The organism is Embleya sp. NPDC127516 (assembly GCF_044765325.1).
Lineage (GTDB): Bacteria > Actinomycetota > Actinomycetes > Streptomycetales > Streptomycetaceae > Embleya.
The window spans coordinates 150,767-175,167 of record NZ_JBIWJT010000003.1 but is presented as its reverse complement, the minus strand read 5'-3'; the positions used below and the strand labels follow the sequence as shown (position 1 = coordinate 175,167).

Here is a 24,401-nt window from a genome sequence, read left to right as displayed (position 1 = left end):
CGGGCGCGGATCGGGGCGCGACCACTGTGACCCGGCCCACCCCGCGCGGTCAGGAGATCGGCGGATCCTCCCGGTCGGCGGGCACCTGCGCGGGCACCTCGTCGGGCGCCGGCACCCAGCGTGCCCGCCCGATGTCCACCCGCTCGCCGCCCGAACGCAACGGCGTGCCCTCGGCCCGGTAGTGCCCGGGCGCGCGCACCGCGTGGCTCGACGGCAACGAGCCGTCCGCGCGCACCACCCGCCACCACGGCACCCCGCCGCCGTACAGCGCCATCACGCGGCCGACCTGCCGTGGGCCGCCTTCCTGGAGGGCCTCGGCGACGTCCCCGTAGGCCATCACCCGCCCGGGCGGGATGCGCTCGACCAGGTCGAGCACCCGCTCGGCGAAGGGGTTAGGGTCACTCATCCGCACATGGTGACAGAGTCGTCGGACACGGGGTCGGACGACCGCCCGCCCCTTTCGGCCGCACTTCGGCGCGGCCGGGCGCAAACCCGGGCGCGGGTCGTGGCACCATCGACGCGGTGGTGACGGGTGATTCGAGAGCATGACGGAACGATCGCGACGGGGGCCCCCGGGAACGGGCGCGCCCTCGTAGTCGAGCCCTCGCAACCGCTGCGTGTGCACCGATCGTCCGATTTGATCCGAGTCCTGCTCGGTGTGCTCACCCTCGGCGTGGTCTTCTTCCTGGCCAGTATCGCCCGGCAGACCACCTCGGGCCTGGAATCGGACATCGTCCGCGGCGCCCAGAACAGCACGCCGCACCTACTGCTCAACCTCTCCGGCGGGGTGTTCGCCGTCGCGGTGCTCGTGGTGCCGGTGGCCTACGGGATCGAACGCCTGATCAGCCGGGACGGGTTGCGGGTCGCCGACGGGGTGATCGCCGCCGCCATGACCTACCTGGCCTCACTCGGCCTGGACTGGTGGATCACCGGCCCCGGCCCCGAGGCGCTGCGCGACGCGCTCACCCGCCCGCTGCCGCTGCCGCGGAGCGGCTGGACCGACCCGGTCCACGGCTACCTGGCGCCGATCGTCGCCTACGTCACCGCGGTCGGTCTGGTCCGCAGACCGCGCTGGCAGTTGGTGGTGTGGACGCTGCTCCTGCTGAACGCGGCGACCGTCCTGGTCGGCGGGTACACCACACCCGTCGCGCTGCTCACCAGCGTGCTGTTCGGCCGCACCATCGCCTACGCCACGCTGTACGCGGTCGGCCTGCCCAACACCCGGCCGCCGGCCGAGTCGGTGGTCGCCGCGCTGCGCCGGTTCGGCCTGGTCGCGTTGTCCTGCGTGCGCACCGACGACGGCCCCGAGGAGACCCGCCGCTACGCGGTCCGGCTGGCCGACGAACGGCTGCTGGACGTCACCGTGCTGGACCGCGACCAGCAGGCATCCGGCGCGATCTACCGCTTCTACCGCCGCCTGGTGCTGCGCGGGGTCACCCAGCGCCGCACCGTGTTGTCCACCCGCCGCGCGCTGGAGCAGGAGTCGCTGATGGCGTACGCCTGCGCCGACGCGGGGGTGCGCGCGCCGCGTCTGGTGGCCACCACGGAGGTCGGCCCGGACGCCGCGCTGCTCGCCTACGCGCACGTGCCCGGCCGCACCCTGGACACCCTCGAGGACGACGAGCTCACCGACGAGCTGTTGGCCCGACTGTGGGGACTGCTGGGGCTGCTCCAGGCACACCGGCTCACCCACCGGCGGTTGGTCGCCGAGAGCATCCTGGTGGACGGCGCCGGGGAGCCGTGGCTGGTGGACCTGCGAGCCGGCGAGATCGCCTCCGGCGATCTGGCGCTGCGGATCGACACCGCGCAGTTGCTCACCACCATCGCGCTGCGGGTGGGCGAGGAGCGCGCGGTGCACACCGCCGCGGAGGTGCTCGGCGCGGACACCGTGGCCGCGTGCCTGCCGCTGTTGCAGAAGGTCGCGCTCAGCCGCAGCACCCGTGCGGTGCTGCGCAAGGACAAGAACCTGCTCTCCCGGATCCGCGAGCAGATCCTGGAGCTGCGTCCGCAGGCCGAGGTCGAGCCGGTCCGCCTGGAGCGGGTCCGCGCGCGCACCCTGGTCACCGTGGTGGCCAGCGCGTTCGCGGGCTATTTCCTGCTGTCCCAGCTCAGCCACGTCGACCTGGGCGAGATCTTCGACAGCGCGAACTGGGGCTGGGCGGCGATCGGCCTGCTGGCCTCCTCGCTCAGCTACGTGTGCGCGGCGCTGATGTTGCTCGGCTTCGTCCCGGAACGGCTGTCGCTGTTTCGCACCACCGTGGTGCAACTCGCCGGTTCGTTCGTGAAGTTGGTCGCGCCACCGGCGGTCAGCGGCGTCGCGTTGAACACCCGCTACCTGCAGAAGGCCGGCATCCCGCCCACCCTCGCCGCCGCGAGCGTGGGCGTCTCGCAGTTGGGCGGCCTGGTCTTCCACGTCGGCCTGTTGGCCTTCTTCGGCTACATCGCGGGCACCGCCGAGACGCCGTCCTTCGCGCCGTCGGGCGCGGTGATCGCGGGCCTGTTGGTCCTGGCCCTGGTGACGCTGCTGGTGATGGCCGTACCGCCGCTGCGGCGCTGGATCGTCAAGCAGTTGCGCCAACTCTTCTCCGGCATCGTGCCGCGTCTGCTGGACGTGCTCCAGACCCCGACCAAGCTCGCGGCCGGCCTCGGCGGCACGGTGTTGCTCACGCTGTCCTTCATCCTGTGTCTGGACGCCAGCGTGCGGGCCTTCGGCGGCTCGGCCAACTTCGCCGCGATCGCGGTGGTCTTCCTGGCCGGCAACGCGATCGGCTCGGCCGCACCCACCCCGGGCGGCATCGGCGCGGTCGAGGCGGCCCTGATCGCGGGCCTGACCAGCACCGCTCGCCTGCCGTTCGAGACCGCGACGGCCGCCGTGCTGCTCTACCGCTTCCTGACCTTCTGGCTGCCGGTGCTGCCCGGCTGGCTCGCCTTCACCCACCTGCAACGCAAACAGGCGATCTGAGCCCTCGCCACGGTCCGAAAAAACGCCGGACGGGCCGATGGGAATCGGCCCGTCCGGCGTTCGGGGGCATCCGGCCCCGAGGACCTAGTAGACCGGCTTCTCCGGCTCGATCTGGTTGACCCATCCGATCACGCCGCCGCCCACGTGCACCGCGTCGGCGAAGCCCGCGCTCTTGAGCACCGCCAGCACCTCGGCCGAGCGCACGCCCGTCTTGCAGTTGAGCACGATCCGCTTGTCCTGCGGCAGTTCCTCCAGGGCCCGGCCCATCAGGAACTCGTTCTTCGGGATCAGCCGCGAACCCGGGATCCTGACGATCTCGTACTCGCCCGGCTCACGAACGTCGATCAGGTCGATGTTCTCGCCCGCGTCGAGCCATTCCTTGAGCTGGCGGGGCGTGATGGTCGAACCGAGCGCGGCCTCCTGGGCCTCCTCGGAGACCACGCCGCAGAACGCCTCGTAGTCGATCAGCTCGGTCACGGTCGGGTTCTTCCCGCACACCGCGCACTCGGGGTCCTTGCGCACCTTGACGGTGCGGTACGTCATCTCCAGCGCGTCGTAGATCATCAGCCGGCCGACCAGCGGCTCGCCGATGCCCATCAGCAGCTTGATCGCCTCGTTGACCTGGATCGAGCCGATCGAGGCGCACAGCACGCCCAGCACGCCGCCCTCGGCGCACGAGGGCACCATGCCCGGCGGCGGGGGCTCCGGGTACAGGCAGCGGTAGCACGGGCCGTGCTCGGACCAGAACACGCTGGCCTGGCCGTCGAAGCGGTAGATCGAACCCCACACGTACGGCTTGTTCAGCAGTACACAGGCGTCGTTGACCAGGTACCTGGTGGCGAAGTTGTCCGTGCCGTCGACGATCAGGTCGTACTGCCCGAAGATCTCCATCACGTTGTCGGCCTCGAGCCGCTCTTCGTGCAGGACGACCTTGGTGTACGGGTTGATCTCCTTGACCGAGTCGCGCGCGGACTCGGCCTTGGACCGACCGATGTCGCTCTGTCCGTGGATGATCTGACGCTGCAGGTTCGACTCGTCGACGGTGTCGAACTCGACGATGCCGAGGGTGCCGACACCGGCCGCGGCGAGGTACATCAGCGCCGGCGAGCCCAGGCCACCGGCGCCCACACAGAGCACCTTGGCGTTCTTCAGCCGCTTCTGCCCGTCCATCCCGACGTCGGGGATGATCAGGTGGCGCGAGTAACGACGGACCTCGTCGACGGTCAGCTCGGTGGCCGGCTCGACCAGGGGTGGTAGCTGCGACACGGAAACTCCGATGGTCGGACTGTTCATCTCGGCTCTTTTCCTACCGCAACAGTGCCACGCTCGTCCCGATTCCCGGGCACCGGGTCCGGTCCGTGAGATTCGCGCGCGCGAATGCGTTCCGGGCGCCTTCGACGGCGCCCGGAGCGGCTCGGCCGGGTCTACTTGGTGAGCTTGCCCGTCGGGTACGGCCACGGGTTGGCCTCGCAGGTCTCGCCCTTCATCGCACCCTCACTGGCGACCCGGGTCTTGGTCTGCTGCATCATCACCGGAGCCAGGTCCGAGCCGATGCCGCCCGCGCCGCAGGACTTCTCGTGGTTGTGCCCGAGCCGGTGCCCGACCTCGTGGTTGATCAGCATCTGCCGGTAGCCGACGATGTCGTCTCCGTAGGCGGTCGAGCCCTGCGCCCAGCGCCACGCGTTGATCATCACGTACCGGGTGCCGTACGCGTCGCACGAGACGTTGTCCGCGCTGGTGTCGCCCACGATCGGGGTGCACGCCTTGTGCACCGACTGCGGGCTGGCCAGCCGCACCACGAAGTCCGCCTTCGGCGAGTTGTCGGTGCGCTCGAAGGTCAATCCGCCGGTGGCCCAACTGCGCTTGTCGTTCAGGGTCTTCTGCACCGTGGTGGCGAACAGCTCGCCGTCCAGTTGCAGGCCCTGCTCGATCTCCACGGCGTACGTGTACTTGCGGCCGGGGCCGGGCGCGGCCTCCTTGCCGGGCACCGTGTCGAAGCTGCCGCTCAGGCCGAGCTTGGGATCGAGCGGGAAGCGCACGGTGAGCTGGTCGGTGGTGGTCGGCGACGCGGGTGTGGGCAGCGGCAACGACGAGGCACCGCCCTGCGCGACCGGGTCGCGATCCGAGGAGCGCGACGCGGCCTGGTCGGTGGGCCGAGGCGCGGCACCCGGCCCGGCCTGGTCGTCGCCGGAGGCCTGGCTCGACGTGCCCTCGTCGGGCATCTGGAGCACGACCGCGCCGGCGAGCACCGCGCCGGTGACCACCGCGCCGCTCGCCGCGACCAGCGTGCGCCGGCCCTTGCGCGGCGCGGGACGGTTCGCCCGCCGGGTCTGCGCGCGGCCCTTGGGCGGGGCACTCCCGGCGTCCGGCTCGAAGCCGTACTCCGGCTCGGGCTCCACCTCGTACGCCGACTCCGCGTCCGCGAAGTCCTCGCCCGGTTCGGTCGCGAACGAGAGTTGTTCCAGGTCGAGTTCGGGGGCCGACACGGCCCACGGCTCGGCCTCCATCGCATACTGCCCGGCACCGGGACCGGCCGCCTCCGCCGCCTCGGCGGGCATCTCGTACAGCGCGTCCACCAGCGGATCGCGCACGGGCGACACGGCCTGGTAGGCGCCCGTCGTGTCGTAGCCGTAGCCGACGAAGCTCTGCGGCTCGAACGTGGTGGTGTCGTACATCGGCGCGGCGGGCGCCTCGACGACCGCGTGCATGCCGCTGGGGTAGCCGTCCGCGGCGTACAGGTCGTTCGCGTGACCCACCGCCGTGTAGCCGCCGGTGGCGTACGGGTCGGCGCCGTAGGAGTCCGCGCCGTAGGCGTCGCCGCCGAACGAGCCGGCCGCGAACGCGGTCGCGCCGAACGTATCGGTGCCCAACCCGTCGGTGTTGAAGGTGTCGGTGCCGAAGGTGTCCGCGCCGAACGTCTGTGCCGCGTAGCCGCCCGAGGCGGCCTGCGCGCCGTACGGCTCCAGCGGGTCGTCCCAGTGCGCGGGCTCGCCGGGCATCGTCCCGATCGCGGTCCAGGTCCCGGAGCCGGCCTCCGGCGCGGGGTGCTCCCAGCCGTGCTGCTGCCCGCCGTCGTAGCCCAGGCCCTCCTGCGGAGCGGCCTGGTAGCCGCCGTAGCCGGGGTCCGCGGGGTAGCCGTGATAGCCGGTGTCCTGCCCGGGATACGCGCCTGCGTACGAGGTGTCGATCAGGCCGCCGGCGTATCCGTCCTGCTGCACCTGCCCGTACGCGCCCTGCTGCGGCACCGCCGCGTAGCCGCCGGACAGTGCGTCGTCCGGCAACCCCTCACCGCCGTACTGCACGCTCGTCTGCGTTCCCGAGTGACGTCCCATGAGTCTGCGTTCACCCCACCACGTTCGACGGCGATAGGGCCCCGTCGAGAAGATCGCGGAAACCCCGGGCCACCACGCGGGGGTGTTCGAGCATGGCCACGTGCCCGGAGTCGGGCACCACCAGCAGTCGTGCGTCCGGGAACGTCTCGGTCGCGCGCTTGGCCATGCGCGGGTCGACCAATCTGTCCCGGCGCCCGTAGACGAGCAGCGTCGACGCCCGCACGTCGGCCGCCTGCCGCCACAACGCCCGCTCGCCGCGCTCCAGGTAGGCCCCGATGACCGACCGGGTCGAGTGCGAGAACGCGTCCATCATGTACGGGAGTTCGAGTCGGCGCCGGTACTCGGCGGCGGCGTCGGCAAATGCCTTGTCGCCGACCGTGTCCGGGTTGCCGTACATCATCGCGATCGACATCCGGGTGCGCTGCTCGGGCGTCATGTTGCGGCTGAGCCGCAGCAACGCGCGACCCACGCCGGGCACACCGAGCATCGCCGTCGGCAGCACCGACGTACGCACCCGCAGGTCCGGCAGCGCGGGCGAGATCAGGGTCAGCGTGCGGACCAGGTCCGGGCGTCGCGCGGCGAGCCGGGTGGCCACCGCGCCGCCCATCGAATTGCCGAACACGTGCACCGGACCCTTGCGCAGCGACAGGATCGCGCCCTCGACCGCACGACAGTGCGCGGAGATCGAGTAGTCCCCGTTCCGCGGCGGCGGCGAATACCCGAACCCGGGCAGGTCGATCATCTCCACGGAAAGATCCGACCGCAGTTCGGCGGCCAGTTCCGTCCAGTTCAGGGAGGAGCCGCCGAGGCCGTGGATCATCATCGCGGGTGGCAGGTCGGCGTCGCGGAGCGCGTCGCGGCGCACCACGACCTCGCTGCCGGTGGCGACTTCGACCGTACGCGCAGGCCAAGGCGTCGCGTCGGCTTCGCTTGCGGGGCTGATGGTCGTCACGGTGGGCAATATTACGAGATGATCACTGAGACGGAAGGGCGGATGCCTCGACCGGCTTCGTCGGCCCGGGTGCTCTCGACTCTTATGCCCTGTTTCATGACGTCACTGTAAACGCTTCCCACATCACGTTTCGACATCGATCCCGAAAGTGCGGCAACGCACGCCGGGCGGATCATGGACTTGCGGGAAGCCCGCATAGCGGCGCACCGCACGGGCAGGGAGGCCGTATGTACCGCATCGACGAAACCCCCGAGTTCGAAGACGTCACGGAAGGTGACGCCGCACTCTCCGACGAGACGGCCGACGACCCCGAGATTCCGGTTCCGGACGCGGTGGATCAGCACACCGCGGTGGTGGCGGACGACGGTGACGGCGATCCCGTATGGGAGTCGGTGCCCGATGGCGTGGACCCCGCGGACGCGACCGAGCAGCGCCGAGGAGTCGGGCGCCAGGAGGACGACGACTATCGATGAGCGTCGATTCCGAACCGTCGCCCAGGGCTCGCGAGCACCCTCCGCGCACTTCACGCGCCCCCTTGCGGGGGTTGTGACAGGCGCGGGATCCTGTTTCGTTGCGCCACGAAACTTACGCCCTGGGTTACCCGAAAGTAGGATGACGTGGTGGAGAGACCCGCCGGATCACCGAACCATCCGGTGTCCGCGACACGTTGAGCGACACCTTGAGGAGCCCCGTGACAGCCATCCAGGATGCGGACCCCCGTCCTCGCGGTACCCGGCTGCCCCGGCTCGCGCGCAGGACGCAACTCCTCGGCGCCGCCCAGGAAGTCTTCGTCAAGCAGGGCTACCACGCGGCCGCGATGGACGACATCGCCGAATGCGCCGGCGTCAGCAAGCCCGTGCTGTACCAACACTTCCCCGGCAAGTTGGAGCTGTATCTGGCGCTGCTCGACCAGCACTGCGAGGCGCTGTTCGCGGCGGTGCAGCGCGCGCTGGAGTCGACGCACGACAACAAGTTCCGCGTGGCCGCCACGGTCGACGCCTACTTCGCGTTCGTCGACGACGACGGCGGCGCGTTCCGTCTGGTCTTCGAATCGGATCTGACCAACGAGAGCGCCGTGCGCGAGCGCGTCGAGCGGGTCAGCGAGATGTGCGCCGAGGCGGTGAGCAAGATCATCGCCGAGGACACCGGGCTCGGTCAGGAGGAGTCGATGCTCCTGGCGATCGGCCTGACCGGCATGGCGCAGGTCACCGCGCGCTATTGGATCGCGCGCGGCGCGACCATCCCGCGCGACGCCGCCTCGCTGTTGGTCTCGTCGTTGTCCTGGCGCGGCATCTCGCGGTTCCCGCGCAAGGACGACCCGCAGCACTGAACGCCCGCCGACCTGCGGCGTCGGGCCCAGGACGCGCTTGTTCCCGTCCGGCGTTCGCGTTCGGCGTACCCGTCATGGCGTGGGGTGACCCCGGCTCTCGACTAGCCTGCTGGAATGGGTACGGCCCGCGGTCGTCGCGGCGCCGATCTCCAGAATTTCAAGGCCGGAGGGACAGCCGTGGAGATCAAGATCGGCGTACAGCACGCCGGGCGGGAACTGGTGCTGGAGAGCACGGACAACCCGGAGGACGTCGAGCGGGCCATCGCCGACGCGCTGTCGGGGGCGTCCAAGCTGCTGTCCCTGACGGACGAGAAGGGCCGCCGGGTGATCGTGCCCGCCGACCGCCTCGCCTACGTCGAGATCGGCGAGTCGTCGGCGCGCAAGGTCGGCTTCGGCGCCAACGCCTGAGCACCGGGTGCCGACACCGGCACCCGCACGACCCGAGGGTGGGTGGATCCGCGTGCGGACCCACCCACTCTCGGGTTTTCGGCAATGTTTTCGGGGCGCCCGCTCCGGGTCAGGACGCCAGGCCGAGCGCGGCCATCCGCTGCTGGTGCGCCTCGGTGATCCGGTTGAACATCCGCCCGATCTCGGCCAGGTCGAAGCCCGGGCCCGCCCCGCCGCCGATCAGCATCGTGGACAACACGTCACGCTCCGCGGCGACCCGCTGCGCCTGGCTGAGCGCCTCGCCCATCAGCCGCCGCCCCCACAACGCGAGCCGGCCCGCCACCTTGGGGTCGCGCTCGATCGCCGAGCGCACCGCGTCGACCACGAAGGCCGAGTGCCCGGTGTCGCGCTGCACCTCGACGATCAGATCCCGGCTGACCTCGTCCAGGTGCGCGGCCACCTCGCGGTAGAAGTCGGCCGCGATGCCGTCGCCCACGTACGCCTTGACCAGGCCCTCCAGCCAGTCGGCGGGCGCGGTGTGCACATGGAACTCGTCCAGCGGCGCGATGAACGGATCCATCGCGGCGGCCGGGTCCGCGCCCAGTGCGGCGATGCGATCGCGCAGCAGGGTGTAGTGCTGGAACTCGGCCACCGCCATCGCGGCCAGCGCGGCCTTGTCGTCCACCGTCGGCGCCATCTTGGCGTCCTCGGCGAGCCGCTCGAAGGCGGTGATCTCGCCGTAGGCGAGTACGCCGAGCAGTTCGATCACGGCGGCCCGCATCTCCCCGGTCGGCTCCGTACCTGCGCTCATGTCGGCCCCTTCGTCCGTGCCCGCCGCCCCAGTGTTCACAAGTACGCAGCGTAGTGAGCGCACCATGGTCACGGGGGCACCACGTCCGGGCGGAGTCGCCCATCTCCGGACAAGCAGTAATGAGCATCACCCCACCGGCCGCACCTCGCCGGGTACAGTGGTAGTGAACGCGGATGCCCGGTCGGAGGACGACTGGCTCCGACCGACCCGCTCGGGTGGCCGCCCGAAGGCGAGAGGTCCCGTGGAGCGCCCCGCAATTTCGGTGGGCGCCATGGTCTCGACCCGCTTTCGGTACGGACGGCCCCCAAACACACAGAAGAGGCTGGACCCCTGACAACTTTTCGCGAACTCGGAGTACTTTCGGAGACCGCCGAGGCCCTCGAGGCGCTCGGCATCATCGAGGCCTTTCCCGTCCAGGAGATGACCCTTCCGGTCGCCCTGTCCGGCAACGACGTGATCGGCCAGGCCAAGACCGGAACGGGCAAGACCCTCGGCTTCGGCATCCCGCTGCTGCAGCGGATCACCGTCGCGGCCGACATCGAGGCGGGCCGCGCGCCCGCCGGCACGGTTGCCGGGCGTACGCCGCAGGCCCTGGTCGTGGTGCCCACGCGCGAGCTGTGCGTACAGGTCACCAACGACCTCCAGGCCGCCGGCAAGCTGCGCAACGTGCGCGTGCTGGCCGTGTACGGCGGGCGGGCGTACGAGCCGCAGATCGACACGCTCAAGAAGGGCGTCGACGTCGTCGTCGGCACCCCGGGTCGACTGCTGGACCTGGTCGGACAGGGTCACGTGAACCTGTCCGAGGTCAAAATGCTGGTGCTGGACGAGGCCGACGAGATGCTCGACCTGGGCTTCCTGCCCGACGTCGAGAAGATCGTCGAGCGCCTCCCGGCCCGCCGCCAGACGATGTTGTTCTCGGCCACCATGCCGGGTCAGATCATCACCCTCGCGCGCCGCTACATGAGCCGCCCCACGCACATCCGCGCGTCCGAGCCGGACGACGCGGGCGCCACCGTCAAGTCGGTCCAGCAGCGCGTCTACCGCGCGCACGGCCTGGACAAGCCCGAGCTGATGGCCCGGGTACTCCAGGCCAACGGGCGCGGCCTGGTGATGGTGTTCTGCCGGACCAAGCGCACCGCGGCCGACCTGGCCCAGGGCCTGGCCGAGCGCGGCTTCGCCTCCGCCGCCGTGCACGGCGACCTCGGTCAGGGTGCGCGGGAGCAGGCGCTGCGCGCGTTCCGCAACGGCAAGGTGGACGTGCTCGTGGCCACCGACGTCGCGGCCCGCGGAATCGACGTCGAGGGTGTCACCCACGTGGTGAACTACCAGTGCCCCGACGACGAGAAGACCTACCTGCACCGGATCGGTCGCACCGGCCGCGCGGGCGCCTCCGGCACCGCGGTGACACTGGTGGACTGGGAGGACATCCCGCGCTGGAGCCTGATCAACAAGGCGCTGGACCTGGGCTTCGCCGAACCGGTCGAGACCTACTCGACCTCGCCGCACCTGTTCACCGACCTGGACATCCCCACCACCGTGGGCAGCGTGCTGCCGCGCGCCGACCGCACCCGTGCGGGCCTGGGCGCGGAGGACGTCGAGGACCTGGGCGAGACCGGCAAGAACAGCCGGGGCAACTCGGGCCGCAAGGGCACCGGTGGGCGCAGCCGCAGCGGTCCCGCCGCGTCCGGGCCGGCCGCCTCGGGCCCGTCCTCGGCCGACGCCGAGGCGAGCGACCCCAGCCGCCGTCGGGCACCGGGCTCGCGCCGTCGCCGTCGCGTCAACGGCGAGACCGGCGAGGCCGTCGTGCTCGACCCGACCGCGACGTTCGTCGAACCGTCGACCGTGCCTGCCCAGGCGGCTCCCGCCGACGGCCCGGCCGTCGACGCGGACGCGGACGGCGAGCGCGTGCCGCGCCGTCGCCGTCGTCGCACCCGTCGCCGTCCCGAGGGTGCCGAGGCCGGCGCCGTGGCGACCGACGAGGGCTGACCCACGAGGGCCGACGCTCGACGGCCGGCTCGAAGATCGGCTCGAACATGAAGCCGACGGCCTCCGGTGTTGAGTGTGGACGATCACGTCCGCGCTTCGCGGCGGAGGCCATTGTCGTACCTGCGGGTAAGTAGGCTCGAAGGCGTGAGTACGCCACGCTTTCTGACCTTGCCCGGGACCGTCCGCTCCCGTCGCCTGGCGACCGGGCGCGGACGATTCGCCGTCCTGGAGTCCGCCCCGCCGACCGCCGCGCCGCGCCTGGGCACCGCCGTGCTGGTGCCCGGGTTCACCGGCAGCAAGGAGGACTTCATCGCGCTCGGCGACCCGCTGGCGCGACGCGGCTTCCATACGGTGTCCGTGGACCAGCGCGGCCAGTACGAGACCGAGGGTCCGACGGATCCGGCGGCGTACACCCGCGACGCGCTCGTGGCGGACGTGCTCGCGATCGCCGACGCGGTGGCCCCGGGCGAACCGATCCATCTGGTGGGGCATTCCTTCGGCGGCCTGGTGTGCCGTTCGGTGGCCCTGCGCGCGCCGCACCGGCTGGCCTCGCTGACCCTGATGAGCACCGGCCCGGCGGCGATCTGCCCGGACGAGATCACCCGGCTCCTGCTGCTCGAGGAGGTGCTCCCGGTGCTCTCCCGGCAGGAGGTGTGGGACGCGATGCGGGCCGTGGAACTTCAGGAGGGTCTGCTACCGCCCGCCGACCCGGTGATCGCCGAATTCGTGCGCGCCCGCTGGCTGGGCACCACCCCCGAGGGCCTGCTCGGCATGGCCGAACAACTGCGCACCGAACCCGACCGGGTGGCCGAACTGGCCGCGCTCGTGGCCGCCGGCCTGCCCGCGCTGGTGGTCTCCGGCGTCGAGGACTACGCGTGGCCGCTGCCCTGGCAGGCCGAGATGGCCGAGCGCCTGGGCGTACCGCACGTGGTGATCCCGGACACGCACCACTCCCCCAACGTGGAATCGCCCGACGCCACGGCGGCGGCCCTGGCCGACTTCTGGGTGAGCGTGCCGGCGTACGCGGATCGGGCCTGAACCCGGACCCGAGCGGCGGCGGGTCCGGGGCCTCGAGCCCGCCGGATCGGGCGTAGCGTGGCAAGGAGACATTTGTGTCCCCGCGGGCGTCGCCCGTGCTCTCGGTGTCCGGACATCCCGGGTGACCACACCCCGGATGCACAGGGGTTCGCGCACCCACGGCGGCTCCCGTCGAGCCGACCGATCGGGAGTTGCCATGACCGTCATCGACGTCGACCCCGCGCGACGGGAAGCCTTCGCGGGACGGATGCTCGACATCTTCGACGACGCCTGTCTGGCCTTCCTGACCAGCGTCGGCCACCAGACCGGGCTGTTCGACACGATGGCCGGGATGCCGGCCGCGACGAGCGAGGAGATCGCCCGGTCCTGCGGGTTGACCGAGCGCTACGTGCGCGAGTGGCTGGGCGGCATGGTCGTCGGCGGGATCGTCGAGTACTTCCCGGAGACGGCCACGTATCGGTTGCCGCCCGAGCACGCGGCGTCGCTGACCCGCGCGGCCGGGCCGGAGAACCTGGCCGGCCTGACCCAGTACCTGGCGCTGATGGGCGAGGTCGAGCAGCAGGTCGTCAACGCGTTCCGGCAGGGCGGCGGCGTGCCGTACTCGGCCTATCCGCGCTTCCAGGCGCTCCAGGCCGAGGAGTCCGGCCGGATCTGGGACGCGGCGCTGGTGCGGGGCGTACTGCCGATGGTGCCCGGGCTGACCGAGCGCCTGACGGCGGGTATCGACGTGCTGGACGTGGGGACGGGTCAGGGGCACGTGGTGAACGTGCTGGCCCGGGCGTTCCCGAAGAGCCGGGTCAAGGGCGTGGACATCTCCCCCCAGGGCATCGCCGCCGCGCGCCGCGAGGCCGAGCAACTGGGCTTGGACAATGCCGAGTTCGCGGTGGTCGACGCGGCCGAGCCGCTCGGCTCGCACGACCTGATCACCGCGTTCGACGTGATCCACGACCTGGCCCGGCCGACCCGCACGCTGGCGGCGATCTCCGACGCGCTGCGCGAGGACGGCGTGTTCCTGATGGGCGAGGTCAACGCCTCCAGCCGCTTGGAGGAGAACCTCGACCATCCCCTGGGTCCGGGGCTGTACACGTTCTCGGTCTTCTACTGCATGACCGTCTCGCTGGGTGAGGGCGGCGAGGGCCTGGGCACGGTGTGGGGCCGACAGGCCGCCCGCGCCGCGCTCACGAGCGTCGGCTTCACCGACATCGAGAGCCACTCCCTGGAGGGCGACTTCCTCAACGTGTACTACGCGGCCCGGAAGGGCTGACCGGCCCGACCACACGCGGCGAACGGTGGGAGCGCCGGTCCGCGACCACGCGTCCCCGGTGATCCGGACGACTCCGGTCGCACCTGTCGACGTCGCCACACCCATGACCTACGTCACTGGTACGCCTCTACTGAACCCACCGGTAACGTCCCTATCCTCAAAGCCATCCGCCGACGCACTCGCCGAGCCGTCGTCACCCGACCCATCCGGGCGGGTATCCGACCGGGGCTCGACGATCGTCGGACGCGAACGTCCTGATCGATGTGCCACCAGGTGAGAGGGGACCGACATGCAGTTCGGCCGCTACTACGAAGAGTTCGAGGTCGGTGCGATCTACAAGCACTGGCCCGGGAAGACCGTGACCGAGTACGACGACCACCTGTTCTGTCTGCTCACGATGAACCATCACCCGCTGCACATGGACGCCAACTTCGCCGAGAACACCACCGATTTCGGCAAGAACGTCGTGGTGGGCAACTACATCTACTCGCTGCTGCTCGGCATGTCGGTGCCGGACGTCTCCGGCAAGGCGATCGCCAACCTGGAGATCGAGTCGTTGCGACACGTGGCACCCACGTTCCACGGGGACACCATCTACGGGCAGACGCTGGTGCTGGACAAGTGGGAGTCGAAGTCCAAGGACGACCGCGGCGTCGTGTACGTGGAGACCAAGGGCTACAAGCAGGACGGCACGCTCGTGTGCGTGTTCAAGCGCAAGGTCATGGTGCCCAAGGAGAGCTACGGCGACAAGCGTGGTGGCGAGCAGCCCGGACGCCCCGAATTGATCGAGGGCTGATCGCTCGCCGATCGGCACCGACCCGGGGTTCGCCCCCGGAATCGAACGCGGGCGGGTCGCCCAGGGACGGCGCGGCCCGCCCGTTTCCGCGTCCCGAGGCGGCCTACGCGTCCCGAGGCGCCTTCGCGGTCCGCGTGGCCTTCGCCCTACGGCAGTTCGTCCGCCGTCGGATACGACGACTGGGCGCCCGCGCTCCGGACCGCCGCCGCGCCCACCCGAACCGCATACCGGGTCGCCGCGACCGGATCGTCGCCGGCCGCCAGCCGCCAGGCGAGCGCGCCGGTGAAGGCGTCGCCCGCGCCCGTGGTGTCGACCGCGGCCACCCTCGGCGCGGCCACGTGTACCGCTTCCGCGTCGCCGACCGCGACCAGCGCGCCGCCGCCGCCCAGGGTGAGCACGATCGAACGCGGACGCGGATCGAGCGCGCGCAACACCTTCAGCGCCTCGCCCGCGTCACCCGCCGCCGCGCCCGTCGTCACGCTCGCCTCATGCTCGTTGAGCACCAGCGGATCGCACACCCGCAACACCGACGCGGACGTCAGGACGTCCGCGGCCACGACCGGCGACAGGTTCAGCACCACCCGGGTGTCCGCGGCCTCGCAGCACCGGATCACCGCCCATACCGTGTCGAGCGGGATCTCCAACTGGAGCGAGACGACCGTGGCGGCCTCGATCGCCGGTGCCAGGTCGGACACGTCCGCCGGCCCGAATCGCCCGTTCGCCCCGGGCGCCACCGTGATGGTGTTCTCGCCCGCGTCGTCCACCGTGATCAAGGCCACCCCCGAGGCGCCGGGGACGGTACGCGTCGCGTCGGTCCGCACGCCCTCCCGGCGCAGCGTCGCCCGCAACATCCGGCCGTGGTCGTCGTCGCCCACCCGCCCGGCGAACGCGACGTCGGCGCCCAACCGGGCCGCCGCGACCGCCTGATTGGCGCCCTTGCCGCCCGGGTGCACGACCAGGTCGCCGCCCAGAACCGTCTCGCCCGGCCGCGCGTGCCGGGGCACCCGGACCACCAGGTCGGCGTTGATCGAGCCGACCACGAGCAGCCGCGCGTGGTCGCCGCTCACGCCACCCCCGGCACGTTCCACTCGCGCAACGCGTCGAGCAGTCCGTCGACCAGGTCGAGCCGACTCAGCTCGCCGGTGGCCACCCAACGGACCGCGTCCGCGTCGTCGCCCGCGCGCAGCGCCCCGCCGTGCGGCGTGCACGCGTAGTCCCTGATCTCGTACGTCCCACCGCCGGGCGCGGGCCGCAGCACCGACCCGACCAGTGGTCCGACGGTCACCTGCAACCCGGTCTCCTCGACCATCTCGCGGGCGAGTGCGACCGCGTCGGTCTCGCCGTCCTCGACCCGCCCGCCGGGCAGCGACCACTGCCCCTCGCCCGGCATTTTCGCGCGTTGCACCAGGAGCACCCGCCCCTCGGAATCGAGGACGATCGCGCCGACGCAGGAAATGAGCCGCATGCCTGCCGAGCCTAGTCCCCGGCGCCGACGTGCAGCGGGACATCGACCGCAGGCCGCGCGGCGCCCGGCAGCGCGAGGGCGCGCGACCCGGCGCGCAGGGGTGTCTTCGATCCCCCGTCGGGCTCCACGACGCCCGGCACCCCATCCGCCCCTCGGGCTCCCTCGCCGCGCTCACGCGCGGAGCCCGACGGGGGATCGAGGACACGCCTTGGCGCTCCCGTACGCCGGTCGGGGGTGTGGGCGCACCGAAGGAGTGATCGTCCTTGACGCGGGGCCCCGGGCAGTGGACCGTCTAGTCCTATGAAGGGCGAGCCGAGCTGCCCCCGCTGCGGCGGCCGGGTCCGCGCTCCGGGTCTGTTCTCACAGACGTGGGAGTGCGAGATCCATGGCGCCGTTCCCCCGCTGCAACCCGTCGTGCCGCCCAGCGTCGAGGCGCTGGACGCGGTGGTGCGCCGCTCGAGGGTCCCGGTCTGGCTGCCGTGGCCGCTGCCGGTGGGTTGGTTGTACACCGGCGTCGCGCACGCGGGCGACGATCGGGACGGCTCACGGGCGGTGGCGGTGGCGTGTACGGGTCCCGCGCCGCTGGGCGGACGCGGCGAACTGCTGCTGATCGCCGAGGAGGTGGGCGTCGGACTCGGCGCCCGGTACGCCGGGTTGACCGGGCCCGACCCGGGCGCCGACTTCGTCAAGTCCGCGCCCGCGAAGGTGATGGCGGCCGGCCGGCCGACCCCGCTGTGGTGCGTGATCGACGCACCGGCCGACCGCGCGGTGTACGCGGGCGAGGCGATGGGCCTGTGGTTGTGGGCGATCCTGTGGCCGGGCAAGGCGGGCCATCTCGTCTACGACGACGTGGTGCTCACCGATCTGCGCGACGCCGGCGCCGAGTTGCAGTTGTTGCCGTGCGGCGCGCTGTCCCCGCAACTGCTGGAGTTCTGACCGCTCCGGGACGAAAGGGCCCGCGCCCGAAGGCGCGCGGACGGGACCGCGACCGGCGCCGCGAGCGGGACGGCGGCCGCCCGGACCGGACGGCCGCCCCATGAAGGCGCTCGGCCGAGGTCGTTAGGGTCGGGAGCGTCCATCGACCCTCCCGGCAGACGAGGTCAGCGTGCGCATCGACCTGCACACCCACAGCACCGCATCCGACGGCACCGACACGCCCGCCGAACTGGTCGTCAAGGCACGCGCGGCCGGTCTGGACGTGGTCGCGCTCACCGATCACGACACCACCGCCGGTTGGACGGCCGCGGTCGAGGCGCTGCCGGACGGGCTGACCCTGGTCCGGGGCGCGGAGATCTCGTGTGTGGCCGAGGGCGGGATCAGCCTGCACATGCTGGGCTACCTGTTCGACCCGACCGAACCGGAGTTCGCCCGGGCCCGCGAACTGGTGCGCACCGACCGGGTCCGCCGAGCCGAGGCGATGGTCGAGCGCTGCCGCGAACTCGGCGCGCCGATCACGTGGGCCCGGGTCGAAGAGATCGCGGGCGGCGGCGCGGTGGGTCGGCCGCACGTGGCCACCGCGCTGGTCGAGGCGGGCGTGGTCGCGGACGTGTCGGGCGCGTTCACCGCCGAGTGGCTCAAGGACGGCGGGCGGGCGTTCATCGAGAAGTACGAGATCCACGCGATCGACGCCGTCCGACTGATCGCCGGCGCGGGCGGGGTCGCGGTGTTCGCCCATCCCGGTGCGGTGGGGCGCGGCCGGACCGTCTCGGACGCCACGATCGCCGAACTGGCCGATGCCGGTCTGGCCGGTGTCGAGGTGGACCACATGGATCACGACGACGCGATGCGGGCGCACCTGCGTGGGCTGGCGGGCGAACTGCGGCTGATCACCACCGGTTCGAGTGACTACCACGGCACCCGCAAAACGATCGATCTCGGAGAAAACACCACAGATCCTGACTCGTACAGGGCGATCACGGAGCTGGCAACGGGAGCACGACCCATCACCCCGTGAACCGGTTCGACGTCGCCATCTACGGCTCGTCCTTCGTCACGCTCTCGTGGTCAAGGAGGCGGCGTGGTTTCGATGATCCGACTCTCCGGCCTCCTGCTGTCCGCGATCGCCGTACAACCGTGCGCGGACGGGGTCCGGGGCTTCATCGAGGCGAAGCCATAAGGTGCGAAGCGGAGCATCCAGCGGTTGGGGAGAGGCGGAGGACATGAGCAAGTCGGTACGCGGCGTCGTCGCGCGCGGCAAGGGCGCACCGGTCTCGATCGAGACCATCGTGGTGCCGGACCCGGGTCCGGGCGAGGCGCGCGTGAAGGTCCAGGCGTGCGGCGTGTGCCACACGGACCTGCACTATCGCGAGGGCGGCATCGGTGACGAGTACCCGTACCTGCTCGGCCACGAGGCCGCCGGCGTCGTGGAATCGGTCGGCGAGGGCGTCACCGAGGTGGCCGTCGGCGACTTCGTGATCCTGAACTGGCGTGCGGTGTGCGGCGATTGCCGCGCGTGTCGACGCGGCCGTCCGCAGTACTGCTTCGCCACGCACAACGCGAAGCAGAAGATGACGCTGGAAGACGGCACCGAACTGAGCCCCGCGCTCGGCATCGGCGCGTTCGCCGAACTCACACTGGTCGCCGCCGGACAGTGCACCAAGGTCGACCCCGAGGCGGACCCGGCCGCGGCCGGCCTGCTCGGCTGCGGGGTGATGGCCGGCCTGGGCGCGGCGATGAACACCGGCAACGTCGGGCGTGGCGACACGGTCGCGGTGATCGGCTGCGGCGGCGTGGGCGACGCGGCCATCGCCGGTGCGCGGCTCGCGGGCGCGGCGCGGATCATCGCCGTCGACCTGGACGACCGCAAACTGGAGTGGGCGCGCCGGGCCGGCGCCACCCACACGGTGAACTCGAAGGCCGGCGACCCGGTCGAGGCGATCCGCGAACTGACCGGCGGCTTCGGCGCGGACGTGGTGATCGACGCGGTCGGCCGCCCGGAGACCTACAAGCAGGCGTTCTACGCCCGCGACCTGGCCGGCACCGTGGTCCTGGTGGGTGTGCCCACTCCGGAGATGACCATCGAACTGCCGCTGCTCGACGTGTTCGGCCGCGGCGGCGCGCTCAAGTCGTCCTGGTACGGCGACTGCCTGCCCTCGCGCGACTTCCCGACGCTGATCGACCTGTACCGCCAGGGGCGCTTCGACTTGGACGCGTTCGTCAGCGAGCGGATCACCCTGGAGGACGTCGAGGCCGCGTTCGAGAAGATGCACCACGGCGACGTGCTGCGTTCGGTGGTGATCCTGTGACGCGGATCGACCACGTGGTCACCTCGGGCGTCTTCTCGCTCGACGGCCAGGACTTCGACGTCGACAACAACGTGTGGATCGTCGGCGACGACCGCGAGGTGGTGGTCGTGGACGCCGCACACGACGCGGCGGCCATCGCGGCCCGGGTGGGCGATCGTACGGTGACCGGCATCGTGCTCACCCACGGCCACAACGACCACATCAACGCCGCCGCCGAGTTGGCCGAACTCACCGGTGCGCCGATCCACCTGCACCCGCGGGACCGGATGTTGTGGGACGTGGTGTACCCGGACCGCGCGCCGGACGCCGCGTTGGCCGACGGCGAGGTGATCACCGTCGCGGGCACCGAGTTGCGGGTGGTGCACACCCCCGGCCACGCGCCGGGCGCGGTGTGCCTGTACGCCCCGGAGCCGGGTGTGCTCTTCTCCGGCGACACGTTGTTCAAGGGTGGCCCGGGTGCCACCGGGCGCTCGTTCTCGTCGTTCCCGGTGATCCTCGATTCGATCAAGGCTCGCCTGCTCGCGCTGCCCGAGGGCACCCGCGTGCTCACCGGGCACGGCGACGAGACGACGATCGGCGCGGAGGCGAAGGACTACGACGCCTGGGTGGCCCGAGGCCACTGAGCCGAGCCCGAGGGCCTGTGGACATGGCGAGGGCGCTTCCCCCACACGGGGAAGCGCCCTCGGTTCACGCAATCAGCCGGCTTCCGCCACCTTGACGGGGCGGATGTACAGGCGCTCGCCGTATGCCTCGGCTCGTTTGAGAGCCGCTTGCACGGTGTCGATGTCGGCAGCGCAGCTGACCGGGTTGGACCCGGTCTTCTCCTGGGCTCGGCTGAGGTTCGTGATTCGGTAACGCATACGCGTCTCCCTTCCCTCCGGTCCGAAGTCGCACGGGGCCGAATGGTGCTACGGCCTCGTCTACAAGGATTGGGTGCCGGGATCCGTACGGATCGGCAAAGACCCGGCAGGGGTCACTACCGGCACCACACTGAACAACAGCGGTCACACCGATAGCATTCCCTTGACTGAAATGTTCCTTTCCTGACTTTCCCCGGGTTACACGTGACGCATGACGCGACATCACGCGCCGAGCAAGCGAGGACGCGACAGCGACCGGCATAGGACAATGCCGGTCTGACACATCGGCCGGACGCCGATCGAGCAGCAGCGGCCATGGGAGGACGAGAGACTTTGCACGATCCGGGAGAGGACGACGTCCGGACGGGCGCGACGGCCGTCTTCGGCGCCGTGGTGCACGAATCCGGCGGGGACCTCGGCGCCGAGCACGGTGGTCCGCTCGAGGACCATCCGGTCGCAGGCTTCGAAGCCGGACCCGGACCGCTGCCGGACCTGGCGGAACCGTTCACCCGACCGGCCGTACTGGTCCAGTCCGTCTCGCCGCCCCTGCACTTCGGTACGCACGCGCTGTTCGTCGACGTCGGCTACGTGTACGCGGCGATGGGCCTGCTGGTGGCCGGCTCGGCCGAGCGTCGCGCCTTCCGGGTGGACGCCGAACAACTGATCACCGGCCTGATCGACGAGGCGCGCCGGGTCTTCCCGGAGGGTCGACTGCTGCGGGTGTACTGGTACGACGGGGCGCGCGAGCGGGTGCACACCGTGGAGCAGCGGCAGATCGCCGAGCTGCCCGACGTCAAGGTCCGGCTGGGCAACCTCAACGCGCACAACCAGCAGAAGGGCGTCGACTCGCTGATCCGCAGCGACCTCGAATCGCTGGCGCGCAACCACGGGATCGACGACGCCGTGGTGATCAGCGGTGACGAGGACCTGGTCTCGGCGGTCGAGGCCGCGCAGTCCTACGGCGTACGCGTGCACCTGTGGGGTGTGGAGCCGGCATACGGCACCAACCAGGCCGACCCGCTGGTGTGGGAGGCCGACGTCACCCGGATGCTGCATCGCGAGTTCTGCGAGACGTGCGTGACACCGGTGATGCTGCCGCCGTCGCACGCCGGCGCGCTCGCGGTCCAACCGGGCGGCCCGCCGACCGCCGACCAGGCATGGCGGATCGGCCAGGAGATCGCCAAGCGCTGGCTGGTGGTGCGCGGCCGGGAGAACCTCGCCGACCTGATGCCGGGCCCGATGTTGCCCCAGGCGATCGACCGGGGCCTGCTCGTGGACGCGGAGAGCGTGCTGCAATATTCGCTCCGCCCACACGAGGACCTGCGCCGCGCACTGCGCAACGGCTTCTGGGACCGCCTCAACCAGGAATTCGGCCTCCCGGGCACGGAACTGACGGAGGGCTGAACGACTCGGGCCTTCCTGCGCAATCGGCCGAGCCCGGCGACCGCACTGTCATCACCGGCCGCCGTGCCGTCGGCCGTGGGGAACTGCACGTAGCCCCCGCCGAAGCGGGGGCTACGCAGCTCGACCAAGCCGCTATCCGGCGTAGGGCGGGAAAAGCGCCCACTCCCCTCCAGTGCACTCGACCGACACGGCGTGTGTCCCGTCGGGGGCGACCGCGATTCGATACGCACTGCGCGACGGTCGCCCATGCGCCTGGTAGTCACCCCAGATGTGGCCCAGTAGATCGGCCAACCGTCGCGGCCCCGCTTGGCGTGCGATTCCCTCTGCGGTGATGGTCGCAATCGAGCCATCCCGGTGCCAGAGGGTAAGCACACCCGGTGATGAGGCATCGGTCAGCACTTCGTCCGGACTCGGCCACAGCGAGACCAGGAACGTGAACTCGCTGTCCTCCCAGGCCGTCACCGGCATCGCGCAGGGCTCCGCAGGCCCCTTGGGGTCGTCGGGACGCCCCATCAACGGCGCGCCGTCGGCCGGGCGCAGACTCATGAAGTACGCCCCGGTCGAAAGGAACCGGCCCTGGACGCCGTGCTCCTCGTCGACGTCGAGGACGGCGACGCCGGCGCCGAGTGCAACGACGATGAGTCCGCCGGGATGAACGGCCCGGCGCCACGCGGCCGGGAGACGATTCACTCCGCAGGTCGCGATGAGTCGATCGGTGCTGTCGGGCTTGACCACGCTGTCGCTTCCGCCGTCGCCGCAGACAACGGTGATCTCGCCATGCCCGGTGGCTTCGAGTGCGGCTCGGGCGTCGAAGACCAGTTCCGGGGCAACGTCGATGGAGAGGACGTTTTCGTCTCCCGCGAGCCGACCCAGAAGGCCCGCGTTGTATCCCGTCCCCGTGCCGATTTCGGTCACCGTCATCCCGCGCCGCACATCGAGCGCATCGAGCATGTCGGCCATGAGCGAAGGCACCGTGGACGAGGACATGCTGGGCCAGGTCGAGGTGAGAAGCACCTGGTCGCGGTAGACTTCGTCGAGCCAATCCGGGTGTCTGCGATCCACCTCCTCGGACACCCACGAGCCGTCTTCGACCCGACGACGGCGCGTGAACCGGGGTACGTAGACGTGGCGCGGCTCCTCCCGGAACGCGTCGGCCACTTCATGCCGGAGCGCGTGGCCACCGGCGATCAACGCGTCAACCATGGCCATGCGCCGTAGGACTGCTTCTTCTCCTTCGAGAGTCGTCATGTGGTTGCGGCCTCCTCCAAGCAGTCGGCGATGGCCCGGCAGATGTCGTCGCGGTCGGGTGTGAAGGCCCACTGCCCGTTCGGGTTCATTTCGAGTGCCCAAACGGTGCCCGTGGCGTCCTGTACGAGGTCCCATGCGGCAAACACCAGACCGAAGCCGCGGGTTACGGTACGAATGCCCGTCCGTACCGCCTCCGGCAGCGTCCCCGGCGTGTAGGTGACCGCGTCCCGGCCGGCCGCGCGGACGTCGAGGTACGGCACGGACGAGTGCGCCTCGCTGATGAACAGGCGGTCCGCCACTACGGCCACCCGGTACTCGACCACCTTGTCGCGGATCTCGTGTTGGAGGAAGTTGGCAGTCGCTCGCGCTCGCGGGTGCCCGTAATGCTCCGGCGGAACCCGCGCGACGTACAGCACCTGGTACCCCTCGGGGCCGTCGTAGGCAATCGGGCCGAGCGTCTTCGATACGGCCGATTCCTTCGCACAGAAGCTGCCGTGATCCTGCGGGACATTGCCGATCCAGGTGGCCGGAACGAGTAGACCGGCCGTAGCGAACGCGGCAAGTTGCGCAGGCTTGGTGCACGCCATGATCGCGAGAGGGTGGTTCACCCATGCAACGTCGGGGAGCGAGTACAGCACGCCCATCATGCCGCTACGGGCCTCCCGCGAGGCGAACTCCCGAGAGGGGCCCGCCTCGACACTGCCCGCCGGAAAGTTCGACGGGCGACGCCAGAGGACCGCACGCAGGTCTTCCAGGCGCACGGTCCTGGCACCCTCCGCGAGTCGGCCGCGCCAGCCGTCCTGCCCGAACGTCGCCGACAGGTCCACCGAGTCCGGGAACGCGCCGGTGTCGATCCGTGCGAGCGGAATACCCCGTCGATTGAGTTCCTCGACCACGAAATCGGCGGTGGCGTCGAACGAGCCGGTGGCAACGAGGATTCGCGGGTCAGGCATTGGGGGTGGCGTCGTCCGGCTGGCCTTGGTCAATCGCGCCCTGTTGTCCGTCCGAGTGAACGTCGGAGGACGTGATGGCCATGCGCACGATCAGCCCGCTCTCGATGATCGGGACGCCGTCCACCAGGGTGATTTGCCGGCGCTCGTCCAGGGTCACGGCCCCCGGAAACGGAGTCTCGTTCGATACCGACATGCCGTAATCCAGGTGGAGGGGGACGAGGAGATCAGCTTCCGGCGCCTGCTGCGTAGGAGCCTGTGCCTCGATGGTGTTGTGCATTGTCGAGTGTCCTCTCTGGTAGCCGATGTTCGGTGTCTCTGCCTCTCGGGCCGCGACGCAGGGGTGACTTGCGCGCCTCTGCGCCGATCGA

General features: G+C 70.9%; 24 protein-coding genes. 13 read left to right on the top strand and 11 right to left on the bottom strand.

What is annotated here, in order from left to right:
• Positions 1 to 49: 49 nt before the first annotated feature.
• Positions 50 to 406 (bottom strand): MGMT family protein, encoded by a 357-nt coding sequence (locus ACIRL2_RS06050; protein ID WP_395866301.1) that lies wholly within the window; start codon positions 404 to 406, stop codon positions 50 to 52.
• Positions 407 to 619: 213 nt separating this feature from the next.
• Here ACIRL2_RS06050 and ACIRL2_RS06045 point away from each other — a divergent pair, with 213 nt between their 5' ends.
• The gene (locus ACIRL2_RS06045) at positions 620 to 2,962 is read left to right on the top strand and encodes a YbhN family protein (RefSeq protein WP_402230461.1); all 2,343 of its coding nucleotides are present in this window, start codon (positions 620 to 622) and stop codon (positions 2,960 to 2,962) included.
• 84 nt (positions 2,963 to 3,046) lie between these two features.
• Here the strand turns inward: ACIRL2_RS06045 and moeZ are convergent, their stop codons facing one another.
• The 3 genes from moeZ to ACIRL2_RS06030 form a co-directional block, all read right to left on the bottom strand.
• The gene (moeZ, locus tag ACIRL2_RS06040; RefSeq protein ID WP_395866305.1) at positions 3,047 to 4,255 is read right to left on the bottom strand and encodes an adenylyltransferase/sulfurtransferase MoeZ; all 1,209 of its coding nucleotides are present in this window, start codon (positions 4,253 to 4,255) and stop codon (positions 3,047 to 3,049) included.
• Positions 4,256 to 4,386: 131 nt separating this feature from the next.
• Positions 4,387 to 6,294 carry a DUF3152 domain-containing protein gene (locus ACIRL2_RS06035; protein ID WP_402230459.1) on the bottom strand — a complete coding sequence of 636 codons (1,908 nt, stop codon included), beginning with the start codon at positions 6,292 to 6,294 and terminating at the stop codon, positions 4,387 to 4,389.
• A 10-nt stretch (positions 6,295 to 6,304) separates the two neighbouring features.
• Positions 6,305 to 7,246 (bottom strand): alpha/beta fold hydrolase, encoded by a 942-nt coding sequence (locus ACIRL2_RS06030; protein WP_395866308.1) that lies wholly within the window; start codon positions 7,244 to 7,246, stop codon positions 6,305 to 6,307.
• Between the two features lie 227 nt (positions 7,247 to 7,473).
• Between ACIRL2_RS06030 and ACIRL2_RS06025 the strand changes: the two genes are divergently transcribed.
• The 3 genes from ACIRL2_RS06025 to ACIRL2_RS06015 all read left to right on the top strand — a co-directional run bounded on the left by ACIRL2_RS06025 (position 7,474) and on the right by ACIRL2_RS06015 (position 8,984).
• Positions 7,474 to 7,719 carry a hypothetical protein gene (locus ACIRL2_RS06025; protein ID WP_395866310.1) on the top strand — a complete coding sequence of 82 codons (246 nt, stop codon included), beginning with the start codon at positions 7,474 to 7,476 and terminating at the stop codon, positions 7,717 to 7,719.
• 218 nt (positions 7,720 to 7,937) lie between these two features.
• Positions 7,938 to 8,576: a TetR/AcrR family transcriptional regulator gene (locus ACIRL2_RS06020; RefSeq protein ID WP_395866312.1), complete on the top strand. Its 639-nt coding sequence runs from the start codon at positions 7,938 to 7,940 to the stop codon at positions 8,574 to 8,576.
• 177 nt (positions 8,577 to 8,753) lie between these two features.
• Positions 8,754 to 8,984: a DUF3107 domain-containing protein gene (locus ACIRL2_RS06015; protein ID WP_395866525.1), complete on the top strand. Its 231-nt coding sequence runs from the start codon at positions 8,754 to 8,756 to the stop codon at positions 8,982 to 8,984.
• Positions 8,985 to 9,093: 109 nt separating this feature from the next.
• Here ACIRL2_RS06015 and ACIRL2_RS06010 read toward each other — a convergent pair whose 3' ends face one another.
• Positions 9,094 to 9,774: a ferritin-like fold-containing protein gene (locus ACIRL2_RS06010; protein ID WP_395866314.1), complete on the bottom strand. Its 681-nt coding sequence runs from the start codon at positions 9,772 to 9,774 to the stop codon at positions 9,094 to 9,096.
• A gap of 420 nt (positions 9,775 to 10,194) precedes the next feature.
• On the opposite strand from ACIRL2_RS06010, the gene ACIRL2_RS06005 reads away from it, so the two are divergent.
• From ACIRL2_RS06005 to ACIRL2_RS05990, 4 genes are all read left to right on the top strand, one after another.
• Positions 10,195 to 11,760 (top strand): DEAD/DEAH box helicase, encoded by a 1,566-nt coding sequence (locus ACIRL2_RS06005; protein WP_395866316.1) that lies wholly within the window; start codon positions 10,195 to 10,197, stop codon positions 11,758 to 11,760.
• A gap of 144 nt (positions 11,761 to 11,904) precedes the next feature.
• A complete protein-coding gene (locus ACIRL2_RS06000) occupies positions 11,905 to 12,798 on the top strand; it encodes an alpha/beta fold hydrolase (protein ID WP_402230455.1) in 894 nt (297 codons plus the stop codon).
• Positions 12,799 to 12,994: 196 nt separating this feature from the next.
• Positions 12,995 to 14,062, top strand: coding sequence for a class I SAM-dependent methyltransferase (locus tag ACIRL2_RS05995; protein WP_402230452.1), 1,068 nt, complete (start codon positions 12,995 to 12,997; stop codon positions 14,060 to 14,062).
• A 289-nt stretch (positions 14,063 to 14,351) separates the two neighbouring features.
• A complete protein-coding gene (locus ACIRL2_RS05990) occupies positions 14,352 to 14,858 on the top strand; it encodes a MaoC family dehydratase (protein WP_395866322.1) in 507 nt (168 codons plus the stop codon).
• 146 nt (positions 14,859 to 15,004) lie between these two features.
• On the opposite strand, the gene ACIRL2_RS05985 is transcribed toward ACIRL2_RS05990, so the two are convergent.
• Both ACIRL2_RS05985 and ACIRL2_RS05980 read right to left on the bottom strand, forming a co-directional pair.
• The gene (locus ACIRL2_RS05985; RefSeq protein WP_402230450.1) at positions 15,005 to 15,925 is read right to left on the bottom strand and encodes a ribokinase; all 921 of its coding nucleotides are present in this window, start codon (positions 15,923 to 15,925) and stop codon (positions 15,005 to 15,007) included.
• On the bottom strand, positions 15,922 to 16,323 hold the full coding sequence (locus tag ACIRL2_RS05980) for an NUDIX hydrolase (protein ID WP_395866326.1): 402 nt from the start codon (positions 16,321 to 16,323) through the stop codon (positions 15,922 to 15,924). Before ACIRL2_RS05980 ends, ACIRL2_RS05985 begins: the two co-directional genes overlap by 4 nt.
• Before the next feature lie 300 nt (positions 16,324 to 16,623).
• Between ACIRL2_RS05980 and ACIRL2_RS05975 the strand changes: the two genes are divergently transcribed.
• From ACIRL2_RS05975 to ACIRL2_RS05960, 4 genes are all read left to right on the top strand, one after another.
• Positions 16,624 to 17,259 (top strand): DUF6758 family protein, encoded by a 636-nt coding sequence (locus tag ACIRL2_RS05975; RefSeq protein ID WP_395866328.1) that lies wholly within the window; start codon positions 16,624 to 16,626, stop codon positions 17,257 to 17,259.
• A 169-nt stretch (positions 17,260 to 17,428) separates the two neighbouring features.
• Entirely contained in the window at positions 17,429 to 18,277 is an 849-nt protein-coding gene (locus ACIRL2_RS05970) for a PHP domain-containing protein (protein WP_395866330.1), read from the top strand.
• Positions 18,278 to 18,482: 205 nt separating this feature from the next.
• Positions 18,483 to 19,568, top strand: coding sequence for an S-(hydroxymethyl)mycothiol dehydrogenase (locus ACIRL2_RS05965; protein ID WP_395866332.1), 1,086 nt, complete (start codon positions 18,483 to 18,485; stop codon positions 19,566 to 19,568).
• Entirely contained in the window at positions 19,565 to 20,191 is a 627-nt protein-coding gene (locus ACIRL2_RS05960) for an MBL fold metallo-hydrolase (protein WP_395866334.1), read from the top strand. Before ACIRL2_RS05965 ends, ACIRL2_RS05960 begins: the two co-directional genes overlap by 4 nt.
• Before the next feature lie 72 nt (positions 20,192 to 20,263).
• On the opposite strand, the gene ACIRL2_RS05955 is transcribed toward ACIRL2_RS05960, so the two are convergent.
• Positions 20,264 to 20,428, bottom strand: coding sequence for a hypothetical protein (locus ACIRL2_RS05955; protein WP_395866336.1), 165 nt, complete (start codon positions 20,426 to 20,428; stop codon positions 20,264 to 20,266).
• A gap of 315 nt (positions 20,429 to 20,743) precedes the next feature.
• Here ACIRL2_RS05955 and ACIRL2_RS05950 point away from each other — a divergent pair, with 315 nt between their 5' ends.
• The gene (locus ACIRL2_RS05950) at positions 20,744 to 21,832 is read left to right on the top strand and encodes an NYN domain-containing protein (protein ID WP_402230445.1); all 1,089 of its coding nucleotides are present in this window, start codon (positions 20,744 to 20,746) and stop codon (positions 21,830 to 21,832) included.
• Positions 21,833 to 21,964: 132 nt separating this feature from the next.
• Here ACIRL2_RS05950 and ACIRL2_RS05945 read toward each other — a convergent pair whose 3' ends face one another.
• From ACIRL2_RS05945 to ACIRL2_RS05935, 3 genes are read right to left on the bottom strand one after another with little or no spacing between them, the layout of a single operon-like run.
• Entirely contained in the window at positions 21,965 to 23,080 is a 1,116-nt protein-coding gene (locus tag ACIRL2_RS05945; RefSeq protein WP_402230443.1) for a methyltransferase domain-containing protein, read from the bottom strand.
• The gene (locus tag ACIRL2_RS05940) at positions 23,077 to 24,066 is read right to left on the bottom strand and encodes an MvdC/MvdD family ATP grasp protein (RefSeq protein WP_402230441.1); all 990 of its coding nucleotides are present in this window, start codon (positions 24,064 to 24,066) and stop codon (positions 23,077 to 23,079) included. The genes ACIRL2_RS05945 and ACIRL2_RS05940 overlap by 4 nt, the downstream gene beginning before the upstream one ends.
• Complete coding sequence (locus tag ACIRL2_RS05935; protein ID WP_402230438.1) at positions 24,026 to 24,310, bottom strand: hypothetical protein; 285 nt, start codon at positions 24,308 to 24,310, stop codon at positions 24,026 to 24,028. The genes ACIRL2_RS05940 and ACIRL2_RS05935 overlap by 41 nt, the downstream gene beginning before the upstream one ends.
• Positions 24,311 to 24,401 lie beyond the last annotated feature (91 nt).

Bases quoted from the DNA above. Each gene is read 5' to 3' on its own strand.
- ACIRL2_RS05965 (WP_395866332.1), top strand. From the start codon at position 18,483: ATGAGCAAGTCGGTACGCGGCGTCGTCGCGCGCGGCAAGGGCGCACCG.
- ACIRL2_RS05980 (WP_395866326.1), bottom strand. From the start codon at position 16,323: ATGCGGCTCATTTCCTGCGTCGGCGCGATCGTCCTCGATTCCGAGGGG.
- ACIRL2_RS06010 (WP_395866314.1), bottom strand. From the start codon at position 9,774: ATGAGCGCAGGTACGGAGCCGACCGGGGAGATGCGGGCCGCCGTGATC.
- ACIRL2_RS05935 (WP_402230438.1), bottom strand. From the start codon at position 24,310: ATGCACAACACCATCGAGGCACAGGCTCCTACGCAGCAGGCGCCGGAA.
- ACIRL2_RS06005 (WP_395866316.1), top strand. From the start codon at position 10,195: ATGACCCTTCCGGTCGCCCTGTCCGGCAACGACGTGATCGGCCAGGCC.
- ACIRL2_RS06025 (WP_395866310.1), top strand. From the start codon at position 7,474: ATGTACCGCATCGACGAAACCCCCGAGTTCGAAGACGTCACGGAAGGT.
- moeZ (WP_395866305.1), bottom strand. From the start codon at position 4,255: ATGAACAGTCCGACCATCGGAGTTTCCGTGTCGCAGCTACCACCCCTG.
- ACIRL2_RS05975 (WP_395866328.1), top strand. From the start codon at position 16,624: ATGAAGGGCGAGCCGAGCTGCCCCCGCTGCGGCGGCCGGGTCCGCGCT.
- ACIRL2_RS06035 (WP_402230459.1), bottom strand. From the start codon at position 6,294: ATGGGACGTCACTCGGGAACGCAGACGAGCGTGCAGTACGGCGGTGAG.
- ACIRL2_RS05955 (WP_395866336.1), bottom strand. From the start codon at position 20,428: ATGCGTTACCGAATCACGAACCTCAGCCGAGCCCAGGAGAAGACCGGG.
- ACIRL2_RS05950 (WP_402230445.1), top strand. From the start codon at position 20,744: ATGGGAGGACGAGAGACTTTGCACGATCCGGGAGAGGACGACGTCCGG.
- ACIRL2_RS05990 (WP_395866322.1), top strand. From the start codon at position 14,352: ATGCAGTTCGGCCGCTACTACGAAGAGTTCGAGGTCGGTGCGATCTAC.
- ACIRL2_RS05945 (WP_402230443.1), bottom strand. From the start codon at position 23,080: ATGACGACTCTCGAAGGAGAAGAAGCAGTCCTACGGCGCATGGCCATG.
- ACIRL2_RS05995 (WP_402230452.1), top strand. From the start codon at position 12,995: ATGACCGTCATCGACGTCGACCCCGCGCGACGGGAAGCCTTCGCGGGA.
- ACIRL2_RS06050 (WP_395866301.1), bottom strand. From the start codon at position 406: ATGAGTGACCCTAACCCCTTCGCCGAGCGGGTGCTCGACCTGGTCGAG.